12 protein-coding genes are annotated in these 15258 nt (G+C 69.2%); 6 read left to right on the top strand and 6 right to left on the bottom strand.

Annotated elements, in window-relative coordinates:
- Nucleotides 1–51: 51 nt before the first annotated feature.
- From GPA22_RS13605 to GPA22_RS13595, 3 genes are all read right to left on the bottom strand, one after another.
- On the bottom strand, nucleotides 52–2259 hold the full coding sequence (locus tag GPA22_RS13605; RefSeq protein ID WP_169256609.1) for a DUF6600 domain-containing protein: 2208 nt from the start codon (nucleotides 2257–2259) through the stop codon (nucleotides 52–54).
- Nucleotides 2260–2392: 133 nt separating this feature from the next.
- On the bottom strand, nucleotides 2393–5599 hold the full coding sequence (locus GPA22_RS13600) for a transglycosylase domain-containing protein (protein ID WP_169256608.1): 3207 nt from the start codon (nucleotides 5597–5599) through the stop codon (nucleotides 2393–2395).
- Nucleotides 5600–5709: 110 nt separating this feature from the next.
- The gene (locus tag GPA22_RS13595) at nucleotides 5710–7347 is read right to left on the bottom strand and encodes a peptide chain release factor 3 (protein WP_169256607.1); all 1638 of its coding nucleotides are present in this window, start codon (nucleotides 7345–7347) and stop codon (nucleotides 5710–5712) included.
- A gap of 166 nt (nucleotides 7348–7513) precedes the next feature.
- On the opposite strand from GPA22_RS13595, the gene GPA22_RS13590 reads away from it, so the two are divergent.
- Nucleotides 7514–7780, top strand: a complete 267-nt coding sequence (locus GPA22_RS13590; protein WP_169256606.1) for a hypothetical protein — start codon at nucleotides 7514–7516, stop codon at nucleotides 7778–7780.
- Nucleotides 7781–7832: 52 nt separating this feature from the next.
- On the opposite strand, the gene GPA22_RS13585 is transcribed toward GPA22_RS13590, so the two are convergent.
- Nucleotides 7833–8594 (bottom strand): TerC family protein, encoded by a 762-nt coding sequence (locus tag GPA22_RS13585; RefSeq protein ID WP_169256605.1) that lies wholly within the window; start codon nucleotides 8592–8594, stop codon nucleotides 7833–7835.
- 126 nt (nucleotides 8595–8720) lie between these two features.
- Nucleotides 8721–8945 carry a glycine zipper 2TM domain-containing protein gene (locus GPA22_RS13580; RefSeq protein ID WP_169256604.1) on the bottom strand — a complete coding sequence of 75 codons (225 nt, stop codon included), beginning with the start codon at nucleotides 8943–8945 and terminating at the stop codon, nucleotides 8721–8723.
- 347 nt (nucleotides 8946–9292) lie between these two features.
- On the opposite strand from GPA22_RS13580, the gene GPA22_RS13575 reads away from it, so the two are divergent.
- The 5 genes from GPA22_RS13575 to GPA22_RS13555 all read left to right on the top strand — a co-directional run bounded on the left by GPA22_RS13575 (nucleotide 9293) and on the right by GPA22_RS13555 (nucleotide 14784).
- The gene (locus GPA22_RS13575; RefSeq protein WP_343036053.1) at nucleotides 9293–11359 is read left to right on the top strand and encodes a TonB-dependent receptor plug domain-containing protein; all 2067 of its coding nucleotides are present in this window, start codon (nucleotides 9293–9295) and stop codon (nucleotides 11357–11359) included.
- Nucleotides 11356–11904 (top strand): DOMON-like domain-containing protein, encoded by a 549-nt coding sequence (locus GPA22_RS13570; RefSeq protein WP_169256602.1) that lies wholly within the window; start codon nucleotides 11356–11358, stop codon nucleotides 11902–11904. Before GPA22_RS13575 ends, GPA22_RS13570 begins: the two co-directional genes overlap by 4 nt.
- Before the next feature lie 26 nt (nucleotides 11905–11930).
- Nucleotides 11931–13151 carry an exo-beta-N-acetylmuramidase NamZ family protein gene (locus GPA22_RS13565; RefSeq protein WP_169256601.1) on the top strand — a complete coding sequence of 407 codons (1221 nt, stop codon included), beginning with the start codon at nucleotides 11931–11933 and terminating at the stop codon, nucleotides 13149–13151.
- Between the two features lie 196 nt (nucleotides 13152–13347).
- The gene (locus GPA22_RS13560) at nucleotides 13348–13659 is read left to right on the top strand and encodes an EF-hand domain-containing protein (RefSeq protein WP_169256600.1); all 312 of its coding nucleotides are present in this window, start codon (nucleotides 13348–13350) and stop codon (nucleotides 13657–13659) included.
- 183 nt (nucleotides 13660–13842) lie between these two features.
- Nucleotides 13843–14784, top strand: coding sequence for a ribose-phosphate diphosphokinase (locus tag GPA22_RS13555; RefSeq protein WP_169256599.1), 942 nt, complete (start codon nucleotides 13843–13845; stop codon nucleotides 14782–14784).
- 12 nt (nucleotides 14785–14796) lie between these two features.
- Here the strand turns inward: GPA22_RS13555 and GPA22_RS13550 are convergent.
- Nucleotides 14797–15258, bottom strand: a 462-nt coding sequence (locus GPA22_RS13550) for a rhodanese-like domain-containing protein (protein WP_281374131.1), incomplete at its 5' end; no start/stop codon positions are given.

The raw sequence follows: 15258 nt of genomic DNA, 5'->3' as shown, positions 1-15258 counted from the left end.
CGCCAAAATCAACCGCTGCACCGCAACAAAACGCGCCGCGTCAATTGCAACTCACTGCCGCTCGCCGTCCTGGCCGAAGGGCCTGCGACGCCGCTGCTGCTGTTCTTCCTCGCCGCGACGGTTGTCCTGCTGCTGCACTTCCCGCTGCTGCTGCACGCGTTCGCGCAGCCGCTCCATCTGGTTGCGCTGCTGCTCGGCCTGCTGCTGTTGCTGCTGTTGCTGCTGTTGCTGCTGTTGCTGGATCTGGCGCTGCTGCTGGACCTGCGCCTCGCGTTGCCGCTGCTCCAACTGCTGGCGCAGCGCGTCACGCCTGCGCTCCTGCTCCTGCGCCTGCATCGCCTGCTGACGGTCGCGTTCTTCGCGCTGCTGCCCGAACTGCTGACGGCGCGCCTCACGCTCGCTCGCCTCCTGCTGGCGCTGCTGCTCCATCTGCTGGCGCAGCGAATCGCGCCGGCGCTCCTGCTCCTGCACCTGGAGCACCTGCTGACGGTCGCGTTCGGCGCGTTGCTGCTCGATCTGCTGGCGTTGCGCGTCGAAGCGCTGCTGGCGTTCGTCCCGACGCTGGTCGGCTTCCTCGCGCTGGGCGCGGCTGGCCTCTTCGCGCCGCTGCTCCAGCCGATCGCGCAGGAACGAGCGCTGGCGCTGCTGCTCTTCCTGTTGCGCGGCGGCGGCATCGCGACGCCCCTGCTCGTCACGGTCGCGCACGTTCTGGTTCTGTTGTTGACGCAACGCTTCCAGGCGCTCCTGGCGAATCTGGTCGCGCCGCCCGTCCTGCGGGTCGCTCAGGAACGGACGCTGGCGTTGCTGGCCCTGCTGCTGTTGCTGTTGCTGCTGCTGCTCGCGCTCGCGCAGCTGCCGCATGCCCTCGGCGAATCGCCCCTGACGAGGATCGACTCGTTGCTGGTCCTCCTGGCGCAGCTGCTGGACCTCGGCCGGCTGCACGGCGCGCACGCGCGTGCCGTCCTGGCGCACCACTTCACGCACCGGGAAGCCGCGCCGTTCCCATTCCCTGAGGCGGTGTTCGCGACGGTTCTCGACGTCGAGCGTGACCGGCGTGGGCGGGCGCAGGATGCGCTCCGACACCCGCGTCACCGCGTCACTGCGATCGCGGAAGGCATAACGCACCTGCTGGGGCGTCTTCACGACGCGGTCGATCTCGACGATGTTGGTGACCTGCGTGATATTCACCTGGCGCACGTAGGTCGGGCTGTAGCGGTAATGCGGGACGAACACCTCATGCGGCGCGAGCGGGAACCAGCCGACGTTCGGCAGCCCGGAAGAATAGGTGATGCTCACGCCCGGCGAGCCGATCCACGCGACCAGTGCCGGCGCGTAGATCGGGCGCGCGATGTAGCGTCCGGGCACCCAGGCCCAGGAGCCGCGGATGCGCACCCAGCGGCCGTAGTGGAAGGGTGCGAAGCCCCACGGCGCGTCATCCACCCAGGTCCAGCCCCACGGGGCGACCGAGACCCAGTGCCCGTAGCGGTACGGCGCCCAGCCGTACGGCACGCTGCGCGGGAACCACACCGGACCGTAGTCGTCGTATTCGCGCCAGTCGCCGTACTCGTACAGATCCTCGGCGCCGGTCATCTCGGGCGAGACATAGCGATTGCGCGCGACGCGGTCGTCGCGGTCGTCGCGCTCGAACGACCACGCGATGAAGTCATCCTGGTCGGGGTCGTCCCACTGCACCTCGTCCGGGCCGTCGCTCCACAACTGCGCACGGCGTCCCTCGGTCACGGCGATCTGGCGGTCGGCGGTGCGGAAGTCGATGTGGCCGCGGTGGTTGCTCACCAGGGTCGCGGAGCCGAGGAAGTCGACGCGGTACTGCCCCGGCTCGGCCGGCAGGGCGATGCCGTCGCGCGTCTCGACTTCGATCGCATCCTCGCGGTCGGCGCTGCGGATGCGCATCGCGACGCTGCCTTCCTTGAGCCTCACGCGGATGCGTTCCTCGTCGAGGCGCCGCACCTCGACCGAGGTCGCCTGGTCGAGGCGCAGCACGCTCGATCCGATGCGCACTTCGGCGCGCGCATCGGGCTGGGTGGCGAGTTCGTCGCCGGTCGTGACCGGCAGGTTCACGCCCGCGCGCACCCAGTCGCGGCCGCCGTCGCGCCGCAGGGCGACTTCGCCCTCGACGACCGACAGGCGGCCCACCCGGGCGGGCGGGTCGGCGAGTGCCGTGCCGCTCGCGCCCGCCAGGGCCAGCATCAGCGGCAGGAACAGCATCAGGCGCAAGATCTTCATCAGGTCGCTGACCATCTTGGTGTTACTCCGGACTGACCCCTCGCGGGGCGGACGGACCCGGCGCACGACATACCCACCCCCGGCGCGGGAATTCCTGAGTATTCAACGGCCATGCGGGCGCCGTTGCCGACACCCCACACAAATCCTTTCAATTCTGCGGGCGCTGGCGCTCCGTTGCGGCTCCGCCCGGGGCCTCCGGCGCCGGAATCAGCGGACGCACTTCGCCGGTCGCCATGCCCGCATCCGTGTTGCCGCGGACCGGCTCGTCCGCCCCGCCCTCGCCTTCGGGCACGGCCTTGGTCGCCGGCACGAGCGCCGGTTCCGGATCGACGACGGGATGGCTCAGGTAGGGCGTCAGGGTCGGCGCCATCGACCTCAGGATCTGCACCGGCAGGCCGGAGGTGAACTTGAACGAGGCGGCGTCCGGCCCGATCACGTACGCGGTCAGGGTGCCGAAGTGACGTGGGCCGAGGTAGAAGACGAAGGTCGCGGTACGGTTCATCGCGATGCCGCCCTTGACCTGGCCGCGCCCGCCCGAGATCACGATGCGGTTGTCGCCGGTGCCGGTCTTGCCGCCGACCGCGAGCGGGGTGCCGTCGGGCGCGGTGAAGGCGCCGGCAAGGCGCCGTGCGGTGCCGCCCTCGACGACCTCGGACAGGGCGCCGTGCAGCGCCGCCGCGACCTCGGCGGACATCACGCGCTCGCCCTCGCCCGGCCGGCGCGCGAACACGGTCTCGTAGGGCGTGCCGGCGGCGAAATGCAGGCGGTCGATGCGCTCGGTCTGCAGCCGCACTCCGCCGTTGACGATGACGCCCATCAGCTCGGCGAGCGCCGCGGGGCGGTCGCCGGAGCTGCCCAGCGCCGTCGCGAGCGAGGGCACGAGGCGGTTGAACGGGTAGCCCAGCCGCGCCCAGCGGCGGTGGATGTCGAGGAAGGCCTCGACCTCGAGGATCGTGTAGATGCGCGTGTCCTGCGCCCCCTTGTAGCGCGTGCGGAACAGCCAGCGGTACACCGCCTGGCGCTCGGCCTTGCTCGCGGCGATCGCCTCGTCGTAGCTCGCCTCCGGATGGTTGGCGAGGTAGCCGGCAAGCCACAGTTCCAAGGGATGCACGCGCGCGATGAAGCCCTGGTCGGGCAGGTCGAAGGTGCCCGGGGCGTAGCGCTTGTACAGGGACGCGAGCCGGTCTTCGCCCAGCTCCACGGTCGGCAGGCGCTCCGCGACGAAGGCCGAGAAGGTCTTGAGGTCGGCCTCGGGATTGAGATAGCGGTACGCCGCGGCCAGGCGGTCGGCGGTGGGGCGCAGGCCGTCCATGAAGGTGGCGCGGATCTTCTCCGGGCTCTGCCCCTTGTACTTGCGCCAGAAGCGCCGCATGAAGACCTGCGCCTCGCGGTCGGCGAACTTGGCGAGATACTCGCTGCGGCGCGGATCGTCGTCGTCCTGCAGCAGCTTCGCGGTGCTGCCGGGCACCTCGTACATCGTGTGGCGCACGATGTCGCGCATCAGGCGCACGAACGGCAGGTTGATCGAGGCCTGCAGCGCCTGGCGGATCGTCGGCACGCGGCCGTTGTCTTCCTTGCGGAAGTTGTTGAAGGTGTGGAGCCCGCCGCCGGTGAAGAAGGCCTCGCCGGGGCTCGCCGAATAGGAGCGCTCGAGCGCCGCCTCGAGCATCGCGGGGAGGTTGCGGTCCTGCGCGCCGATCAGGTAGTCGATCGCCCAGCGCTTGATGTGGTCGTGGCTGTCGACCTGGACCGCGCGCAACTCCGCGGCCGATTGCGACGCATGGCGCTGGTGCAGTTCGGAGATGAGTTCGAGGTAGGTCGCGAGCACGCGCAGCTTCGCGGTGGAGCCGAGCTCGAGCTTGCTGCCCTCGTTGATGTCGAGCGGCTGGTCGGTGGTGTCGGTCTGCACGCGCACGCGGTTGCCGCCGGCGGTACGCTCGAACAGCGTGAAGCTGTAATGCACCTTGTCGAGCTGGGCGGGCGTGAGCAGGCGCTCGCCGATGATGCCCGCGTTGCGGCCGAAGTCGGGCTCGGCGAGCCGCTGCAGGTATTCGGTGACGACTTCCTGCAGCTTGCCGTCCAGCGTCGTCGACGCCTGCAGGTCGAGGCGGTCGAGCTCGTACAGCGACACGCCGAGCATGCCGGCGATGCGCGTGCGCACCAGCGTCGAGCCCTTGTCCGCCGCCACCGGCACGCGCGCGGGATCGACCGCGGGATCGCGGAACGCGAGTTTCGCCTTGAGTCCGGCATCGCGCAGGCCCGCGCCGATCAGCCCGCCTTCGGCGAGGATGCGCAGGTGCGCGTCGGTCAGCTTCGCGAGGTCGTCGCGGCCGCGGCCGAGATAGTACGAGGGGCGGCGGTGCGCGATCATCAGCGCAATCACCTGGCGCAGCGCGAGCCCCTGTTCGGCGAGCGCCTCGCCGGTCGCCTCGTCCTGCGCGAGCAGCCGGTTCACGTGCGCGAAGTCGGCCCCGAACCACACCCACAGGCCATCGCCCAGGCCATGCACTTCGCCATACACGGGGGCCGCCGAGAGCGGCACGGTGTTGAGGTAGTCGAGCACCAGCGAGCGCCGCACCGGCATCGTGTCCGCGCCGTCGCGATACGCACGCACGCTCGCGGACACCATCTGGCGCAGCTTCTCGCGCGGGGAATGCGTGACGCCGTCGGGCGAGTGGCGGTATTTCTCGATCTGCGTCGCCAGCGTGCTGCCGCCCGGGGTGTTGAGGTCCTCGTCGACGACCTTGACGAGCTGCGCGAAGATCGCGCGGCCGAAGCGCGCCCAATCGACGGCCGGGTTCATGTGCGCGCGCTGCGGGTCGAGCAGGTCGCGGTTCTCGATGAACAGCAGGCTCTGCACGACACGCGCGGGGACGCTCTCGAAGGCGTCGTAGTGGCGGATCGGGTAGCGCGTCGCGTACAGCGCGTCGCCGCGCGCGTCGCTCACCGCCAGGCCGGTTTGCGTCTTTTCGGGGTACGGGGGGAAATAGCCGCGCCCGGCGTAGTCGAACAGCGCGTCGGAGAAGCGCGCCTGGCGCTCGACCGCGAAATCGCGCGCGGCGAGGCGCTCGGAGAATTCCGTCAGCTGCGTGTAGCCGAGGCGCTGGTCGAAGGGCCCGTGCTCGGGGAAGCGGATCGCAGTGCTCGGACCGGGCTGCAGCTCCCAGGTGAGCTTCGCGGCGTAGCGCGGGATCTCGCGCGACTGCAGCCACGAGGTCTCGCTTTCGTAGTAGGCCGCCACGCCGGCGACGACGACCGCCAGGAAACACAGCCAGAACAGCGTGCGCCGCAGCGCTCTGAACCACCCCCGCCGTTGCGGTTTGTCGTTGCCTGACACGTTGACGCCCGGATGCATGTGATGCGGGGATTATCCAGCATCGGCACGCCTTTCAGATACGCATGTTGTATGAAGGAAACAGCCGCGCCATGCTGCAGCGCGGTATCCGCCGCCTCATTCCCCTCCGCTCAGGCCAGCACCTGGCCGTGCTCGCGCGTCGCGTGGAAGCCGACCTTGGGCCACTTCTCCATCGTCACTTCGAGGTTGTAGCGGCTGGAGGCGAGATACACCGGGTTGCCATCGACGTCCTTGCCGATGCGCATCGCCTGTTCGCGCTCGAAGTTGCGCCGCGTCACGTCGTCGGGGAAGGTGAGCCAGCGCGCGGTGTGGATGTCGGCCGATTCGAAGATCGCGTCGACCTTGTACTCGTCCTTCAGGCGCTGCGCGACGACCTCGAACTGCAGCTGGCCGACCGCACCCAGCAGCATGTTGCCGCCTTCCTGCTCGAACACCTGGATCGCACCCTCCTCGCCGAGTTCCTGCAAGCCCTTCTGCAACTGCTTGGACTTGAGCGGGTCGCGCAGGCGCGCGGCGCTGAAGAGTTCCGGCGAGAAGTACGGGATGCCCTTGAAGCCGAGGCTCTCGCCTTCGGTGAGGGTGTCGCCGATGTGCAGCTGGCCGTGGTTGTGGATGCCGATGATGTCGCCGGCGACGCCGTCTTCCATCAATACCCGTTCATTCGCCATGAAGGTCAGCGCGTTGGCGAGCTTCATGTCGCGGCCCGCGCGCACGTGCTTGACCTTCATGCCCGAGGTGTAGCGCCCCGAGCAGATGCGGAAGAAGGCGATGCGGTCGCGGTGCTTGGGGTCCATGTTGGCCTGGATCTTGAACACGAAGCCGCTGAAGGGCGCTTCGGCGGGCTGCACGAGGCGCGTGTCGCTGTCGCTCACGCCCGCCGAATTTACGCCGGCAACGCGGGGCTGCGGCGGCGGCGCCCAGTCGATCAGCGCCTGCAGGATCTCCTGCACGCCGAAGTTGTTGATACCGGAGCCGAAGAACACCGGCGTCTGCTTGCCGGCGAGGAAGTCGCCGAGCGAGAACGGGGTCGACGCGCCCTGGATCAGGTCGACATCGTCGCGCAGCTTGCCGACTTCGAGCGGGAACAGCTCGTCGAGCTGGGCGTTCACGATGCCCTTGATGAGCTCGCCCTCGCTGCGCTTTTCCTCGCCCGCGGTGAAGCGCAGCACGCGATCCTCGAGCAGGTGATACACGCCGCGGAAGGTCTTGCCCATGCCGATCGGCCAGGTGATCGGCGCACAGTCGATCTTCAGCACCTCCTCGATCTCCTGCAGCAGGTCGAAGGTCTCGCGCACCTCGCGGTCCATCTTGTTCACGAAGGTGATGATCGGCGTGTTGCGCAGGCGGCACACCTCGAGCAGCTTGATCGTCTGCGCCTCGACGCCCTTGGCGGCATCGATCACCATCACCGCCGCATCGACGGCGGTGAGCACGCGGTAGGTGTCTTCCGAGAAGTCTTGGTGGCCCGGGGTGTCGAGCAGGTTGATGGTGTGCCCCTGGTACTCGAACTGCATCACCGAGCTGGTCACCGAGATGCCGCGCTGCTTTTCGACTTCCATCCAGTCTGAGGTCGCGTGGCGGGCGCTCTTGCGCGCCTTGACGGTGCCGGCGAGCTGGATCGCGCCGCCGAACAGCAGCAGCTTCTCGGTCAGCGTGGTCTTGCCGGCGTCGGGGTGGGAGATGATGCCGAAGGTGCGGCGCTTCGCGACGTCGCGCATCAGTTCGGGCGGGTAGGGGATGTCGGCCATGATCGGTTCGCAAAAAACAAAGCCGCCGGCCGGAATCGGCGCGGCGGGACAAACGCAATTCTATCAAGGAACTAGGCCGCACCACCGGCCAATGGCAGCAAAGCGGCGGAAATCTGCGATGATGCGCGCCAGTTCAGCCCCGCCTTCCCACCGGAATCCGCCCGCCATGCCCAAAGCCGCCCCCACGCTCCGTCAGCGCAAGGTCTTCGCCCTCACCCGCATCCTCGGCGGCCTCGTCGCCGCTTTCTACCTCGGCTACGTCGTCATCGCGAATCTCGCCGCCGGCGTGCCCTTCGACAGCAAGCTGATGTTCACCGCGCTGGTGGCGGCAGCGGGATTCGGCTATGCGGCCTGGTACCTGCGCGATCTTTCCGCGGTTGCGCGCGAGGAGCGCGAACAGGGCGTAAACGGCAACGGCGGCGCGAAAGGCTGACCCTTCGCACCGCCGTCGATTGCGCCGGGTTTCCCCGGCGTCCCTGCCTGTATCAGCGTGCCGGCTGCTTCTCTGCGACGTAGGGCTCGTGCAGCACCACCGGCTTCGCCGCACGCTTGCGCATGCGGATGTTGAGCATCTCGACGGCCACCGAGAAGGCCATCGCCGAGTAGATGTAGCCCTTCGGCACGTGGTGGCCGAAACCTTCGGCGAGCAGCACGACGCCGACCACCATCAGGAAGGACAGCGCGAGCATCTTCACGGTCGGGTGATCGGAGACGAAGTTGCCGATCGGCGCCGAGGCCACCATCATCAGTCCGACCGACGCCACCACGGCCGCCATCATCACGGTGAGGTTGTTCACCATGCCGATCGCAGTGATGATCGAGTCGAGCGAGAACACCAGGTCGATGACGATGATCTGCATGATCACCGCGGTGAAGGTCGCCTTGACGGCCGACGACGCCTCGCCTTCCTCGCCTTCCATCAGCTGGTGGATCTCGCCGGTGCTCTTCCACACCAGGAACAGGCCGCCGCCGAGCAGGATCAGGTCGCGCGCCGAGAAGCCGTGGCCGAACAGCTCGAACAGTGCCTGATTGAGGCCGGCGAGCCACGCGAGGATGGACAGCAGCGCGAGGCGCATGAACATCGCGAGGAACAGGCCGAGGCGACGCGCGAACGCACGCCGCTCGGGCGGCAGCTTGTCGACGAGGATCGAGATGAAGATGATGTTGTCGATGCCCAGCACCAGCTCGAGTGCGGTGAGGGTCAGGAAGGCGACGATGAGCTGCGGGTCGGTGAGGAATTCGATCATGGCGGTTCGTTAATTGACGATCCCGCCTGTATAACACGCCCACCGCAGGAATACCGAATTGCGGAACCGCAGCGCGGGTTCCGCAATTCCTGATTGACGCCGGCCGGCACGCGGCCGGAGGCGCGGTCAGCGCCGGCGGTTCTTGCCGACCTGGTCGCCGATGACGCCGCCGATCGCCGCACCGCCGACCGTGCCGAGCACCCCGCCGTCGCTGAGCACGGACCCGGCGACACCGCCGACCCCGGCCCCGACCACGGCGCTCTTCTCGCGCGCGGACATGCCATCCCACGTCGCACAGGCGCTCGTCGCCAGCACGACAACGATCGCAGAAATGCCAGTTCGAATGTTCATGACGTACTCCTTGCCTCGCTTTTCGACGCACAGGCACCCGGCCACCGGCCGTTGTACTCACAATGGGACGCGATTTTGTCCTCTGCGTTCCCTCGCGGCACAGGGGCAGTGTTACAAGCGTTGAGCGGCAGCCTGCACCGCCGGGCCCCACGTGGCGCCAGAGGCGTCATGCCGGCAGCGCGAAGGCGCACCCTGCCCGGCGCCCCCCGGCCGCAACGAACTATTACAAGCGGGTTCGCGGTGCGAGCCTACAGATAGTCGATCGCACTGTTCGACCATCACCATTCGCATGGCGAACACGGTATGCTTCCATGCTTTGCATCTGCCGCACCAGAACCACGATTCCCGTGACTGCCCTACCGATCCCGCTTCCCGGTCTGTGCATGGCGCTCGCCTGCAGCGCGATGGGCTCGGCCACGGCATTTGCCGGGGATTCGTATTTCGAGGAGCTGCCGCTGGTGCTGAGCGCGACACGCCTGCCGCAGCCCCTGCAAGAGGTGCCCGGCGCGGTCACGGTCATCGATCGCGAGCTGATCGCCGCCACCGGCTACCGCGACCTCGCGCGCGTGATGCGCCTGGTCGCCGGCATGCAGGTCGGCCAGGAGCGGGGCCACCGGCAGTGGGTGACCTACCACGGCCTGTCCAATGATTTTCCGACGGAAATGCAGGTGCTGATCGACGGCCGCTCCGTCATCACACCGAGCGCCTTCGGCGGCCTGGACTGGACCGGACTCGCCGTGACGCTGGACGAGATCGACCGCATCGAGGTCGTGCGCGGCACCAATGCGACGAGCTTCGGCGCGAACGCCTTCCTCGGCGTCATCAACATCATCACCCGGCACAGCGCGGAAGGCCGGGGAATGTCCGTCGGCATCCGCGCCGGCGCGGACCAGGTGCGCGATGCGCAATTCACCTGGAGCGGCGGCGAGGCCCCGCTGACGCTGCGGGCGAGCGCCGCGACGCAGCGCGATGCCGGCTTCGGGCACCTGAGCGACTCGCGCCATACCGACACGTTCTCGCTGCGCGGCGACCTCCAGCTCTCGCCGCACGACAGCCTGCTGATGCGCGTCGCGGCGAACACGGGCCTGCGCGGCGAGGGCTACGCCGGGTCGGTGTTCGGCAACAACGCCTTGCGCGACAGCCGCAACGACAGCCATACCGTGCATCTGCAGTGGCAGCACAACGACACCACCGACGACGAGTGGCTGGTCAATTACTACCGCAACCACGAGCGCATCCGCGACGAATGGCGCGCGAGCGCGCCGCCGTTCTTCCCGGCCGTGCCGCTCGAACGCAACCGTACCAGCACGCGCGACAGCATCGAGGTGCAACGCCGCAGCGCCCCGCGGAGCGACCTCCAGTTCGTGTGGGGCGGCGAGGCGCAGCGCGAGGAGGTCGACTCGCCCTTCCTGTTCTTCGGCGGCAACCCGGACGCGCAATACCTGTACCGCCTGTTCGGCGACGTCGAATGGCGCGTCCTCGACACCGTGACGCTCAACGTCGGCGGCGCGCAGGAGCGCTACTCCGGCGCGGAGACGCATTTCAGCCCGCGCGCGTTCGCGAACTGGCAAGTCGTGCCGGGACACACGCTGCGCGCCGGCTATTCGCGCGCCTTCCGCCAGCACAACGTGTTCGAGCGCTTCGGCGACATCCGCGCGATCGACCCGGCGAGCGGCGAGGTGCTCGTCCGCCCCTTCCTGCCCAATCCGGATCTCCGGCAAACGCGCATCCATGCCACCGAGGCCGGCTATTTCGGGCGCTTCGACACATGGAGCACGACACTCGACGTGCGCGTGTTCGACGAGCACATCCACGACTTCATCGTGCGCGTGCCGCAACCCGACCCGACGCCCGCGCCGCTCCTGTCGCCGAGCCGCAGCCCCTTCCCGTTCAGCCTCGGCTCGACGCGCTACGAGAACCTCGATTCGACGGTACGATTGCGCGGCATCGAATACGAGCTGTCGACGCGTCCGCGCAACGGCACGGAACTGCGCCTCGCGCACAGCATCGTCGACCGCAGCAGCCGCGAACCCGGCATCGAGGAGCGCAGCGCCCCCTACACGGCCAGCCTGAGCTGGCTGCAGGACTGGGGGCGCGGCTGGAAGAGCATGCTCAGCGTCCTGCGCATGGGACCGCTCGCCGGCGGCGACGGCTTCGTCCCGAGCTTCCGCTACGTGGCGCGCCCATACACGACGGTCGATGCGAACCTCAGCCATACGACGCGCATCAACGGTCACTCGGTGCAGTTCGCGCTGACGGCCCTGAACCTCGGCAAGCGCCACCAGGAGATCGCCGACCGCAGCCAGCAGGCCGCCCAGCTGGTTGCGACCGGCAGCAACGCCCCGGTCAATCCCGTCAGCCCGAGCGTGTACCTGTCGATGACGCTGGCGCTCGAACGCTTCACGCGCGAATGAGCACCCGCCACACGCTCGCGCTGCGGCCGCATCCGCAGACGCCGGGCAGCCCGATCACGGAACTCGGCGCAGATCTGCGGCAGCGGCCGGACGGCGCGCTGCACCTGCATTTCGAACTGCGCGGCGCCATCGACCGCATCCTCGTCCCCGCCCCCCTGCCGCCCGCCGCGGCCGACGGCCTGTGGGCGCACACCTGCTGCGAGGCCTTCGTCGGCGTCGCGGGCAGCAGCACGTACCGCGAGTTCAACTTCTCGCCGTCGGGCCGCTGGGCGATCTACGACTTCGACGCTTATCGCGTGCGCGCCTCCGCGGTCGTGCCGCTGCCGCCCCCGGCGCTCACACTCGAGCGACGTGGCGACGTGCTGGCGCTGGACGCGACGCTGGCGCCGACGGCGCTGCCCGACGGCGCCGTGCTGCAGATCGGACTCGCGACAGTCGTCGAAGCGGCCGACGGCACGCTATCCTATTGGGCGCTGCACCACCCCGGTGCCCGGCCCGACTTCCACCACCGCGACGCCTTCACGCTGACGCTCGTTCGGCCCTGAGCGCGTCGCGTACCACCGGAACACCCATGACCGCTTCCATCCGGTTCGGCCTCGACCGCCTGCTCGCAGACCCCGCGCTGCGCCGCCCGCTCGCCGGCCGCCGCGTCGCCCTGCTCGCCCACCCCGCCTCGGTCACGCGCGACCTCACGCATTCGCTCGACGCGCTCGCGGCCCTGCCCGACATCCGGCTCAGCGCCGCCTTCGGCCCGCAGCACGGCCTGCGCGGCGACAAGCAGGACAACATGGTCGAGTCGCCCGACTTCATCGACCCGCTGCACGGCATCCCCGTCTTCAGCCTGTACGGCGAGGTGCGGCGCCCCACCGACGCGATGATGGACAGCTTCGACGTGCTGCTGGTCGACCTGCAGGACCTCGGCTGCCGCATCTACACCTTCATCACGACGCTGCGCTACGTGCTGGAAGCCGCGGCGCGCCACGGCAAGGCCGTGTGGGTGCTCGACCGCCCCAACCCCGCCGGCCGGCCGGCCGAAGGCCTCGCGCTGCGCCCCGGCTGGGAGAGCTTCGTCGGCGCCGGCCCGCTGCCGATGCGCCATGGCCTGACGATGGGCGAGCTCGCGCGCTGGTTCGTCGCGACGCTGCGACTCGACGTCGAGTGCGAGGTGATCGCGATGGACGGCTGGCAGCCGGACGCCGCGCCCGGCCACGGGTGGCCGCTGGGCGAGCGCAGCTGGGTCAATCCCAGCCCCAACGCACCCAACCTGTCGATGGCGCGCGCCTATGCCGGCACCGTGATGCTGGAAGGCACGACGCTGTCCGAAGGCCGCGGCACGACGCGCCCGCTGGAGCTCTTCGGCGCCCCCGACATCGACGCGCGCGCGCTCCGCGCCGAGATGCAGCGCCTCGCCCCGCACTGGCTCGCCGGCTGCGTGCTGCGCGAGTGCTGGTTCGAGCCCACCTTCCACAAGCACGCCGGCAAGCTGTGCAGCGGCCTGCAGATCCACGTCGAAGACCCCATGCACTACGGCCACGCCGCCTTCCGCCCGTGGCGCCTGCAGGCGCTCGCATTCAAGGCGTTGCGCCGCCTGCAGCCCGACTACCCGCTGTGGCGCGACTTCCCCTACGAGTACGAACACGACCGCCTCGCCATCGACCTCATCAACGGCAGCGAACTGCTGCGGCAATGGGTCGACGATCCGGCCGCGACACCGGCCGACCTCGACGCGCTGACCGTCCCCGACGAGACCGCCTGGACGGCGGCGCGCGAAGCCTTCCTGCTCTATCGCTGAACGGTGTAACGCCGCACCGGACGCGGATCCTGGCGCACGGGCCGGCCGCGCCGTCGCCGCGTGGCGGCGGTCTTGCTCACGCGCGCCGCTCGGCGATCATGCCCACGCGGTCAACACCTTGATACAAATCACTTTTCCATGACGGCCCGGACGCCTGCAAAGTGGCGGCCGTGTTTCCCCCGGATGGAGAAGAAGCTTGCTGACACAACGCCTGATCTGCGCCGCTCTCTCGCTGAGCGTGCTCACCCCCCTGGTCGCCGGCGCCGCCGGGGCCTTCACTCCCGTTGCCGTTGACACGCAGCCGCAGCGCTCGACCGAGCCCGAGCCGGACGCGAACTACGTCTTCGGCCTGCTCGACCGCGACGGTGATGGCCGCATCGACGGCATCGAAGCGCGCGCCTCGGGGCCGTTGGTGAAGTACTTCGGCGACATCGACACCGATCGCGACGGCAAGATCAGCCGCGCCGAGTGGGCCGCCTACTTCGAGCACCAGACCCCGCGCGCCTGAGGCCCCAGGCCGCGCGCTTCACTGCGCGCAGCGCCCCCGGAAGCCACGGCGCGTACGGGCGCGAGCTGCATCGGCGTAGAACTTCACCGCATTGCGCCGCGCACCGGCTGCGGCGGCTACAATTCGCAACGAGATGTTGCGCCGGCCCCGCGGCGCGGCACGATCGTCACCGGAGCGAATGCGATGAACGACGCCCTGCGCATCTTTGCGTGCCACTCCAACCGCGCGCTGGCCACCGAGATCTGCGACCACCTCGGGCTGGCGCTGAGCCCGCTCGAAATCTCGCGCTTCTCCAACGACAACCTGCATGTGCAGATCCGCGAGAACGTGCGCGAGCGCGACGTCTTCGTCGTGCAATCCTTCACCGAGCCCGTCAGCGACCACATCATGGAGCTGATGATCACGCTCGATGCGCTGCGCAGCGCGTCGGCGCGGCGCGTCACCGCGGTGATCCCCTACTATTCCTACGCGCGCTCCGACAAGAAGGACGCCCCGCGCATCTCGATCACCGGGCGCCTGATCGCCGACATGCTGCAGACCGCGGGCGCGAACCGCGTGCTGACGATGGACCTGCACGCCGACCAGGTGCACGGCTTCTTCTCGGTGCCAGTCGACCACCTCACCGCGATCCCCACCATCGCCGACCACTTCCGCCGCAACTACGACCTCGCACACATGGTCGCGTGCGCGACCGATGCCGGGGGCGCGAAGCGCGTCGGGCGTTTCTCGGAGCGCCTGGGCATCCCGATGGCGATCATCGACAAGCGCCGCGTCAGCGACACCAACGTCACGCACGGCGAAGTCGTCGGCGACGTGAAGGGGCGCGACGTCGTGATCTTCGAGGACGAGATCTCGACCGGCGGCACGCTGCTGTCGACGATCGCCACGCTGAAGGCCGCCGGCGCGCGCTCGATCCACGCCGGCGCGGTGCATGCGGTGCTGTGCGGCCCGGCGATCGAACGGCTGCGCAACGCGCCGATCGAGTCGATCGTCGTCACCAACACCGTGCATATGCCGCCGGGCAAGCACCTCGACAAGATCACCCAGCTCACCGTCGCGCCGCTCTTCGCCGCGGCGATCGAGCGCATCCACAGCGGCGAAAGCGTCGGCGCGCTGTTCGAGTAGCGGCCGCCCCGCTCAGGTCGGGCGATTCGCGGCGAGCCAGGCCTCGTAGCCGCCCTTGAGCGGGCGCACGGCGACATATCCGAGTTCGCTCAACACGCGCGCGGCACGCACCGCGGTCGCATCCGCAGGGCATGCGCACATCGTCACGACGGGCCGCTCGCGCGGCCAGTCGCCCACTGCGTCCAGCAGCTTCTCGACGTCCGCCGCGCGCGCGCCGGCGATCGGGCCGGTCTCGGCGACCATCGCCGCACTGCGCAGGTCGAGCAGCAGCGGCGGCGCCTCGGACGCCAGCGCTTCCACCAGCTCCAGCGGCGTCACATGCGGGATCGCCGCGAGCTTCTCGAAGCGGTAGCGCTGCCACAGCTTCCACGCCAGCCAGCCCGCAAGCGCCAGCGCGACGATGACGACCACCCTCGTGCCGTGACGGCTCATCGCTGCCAGCGCCTCCTGCAACGCGTCGCGCAACCACCAGCC

Source organism: Aromatoleum toluvorans (assembly GCF_012910905.1).
In the GTDB taxonomy this organism is placed as follows: domain Bacteria; phylum Pseudomonadota; class Gammaproteobacteria; order Burkholderiales; family Rhodocyclaceae; genus Aromatoleum; species Aromatoleum toluvorans.
Note: the sequence above shows the minus strand (reverse complement) of the source record. Positions and strands in the feature narration are given on the sequence as shown.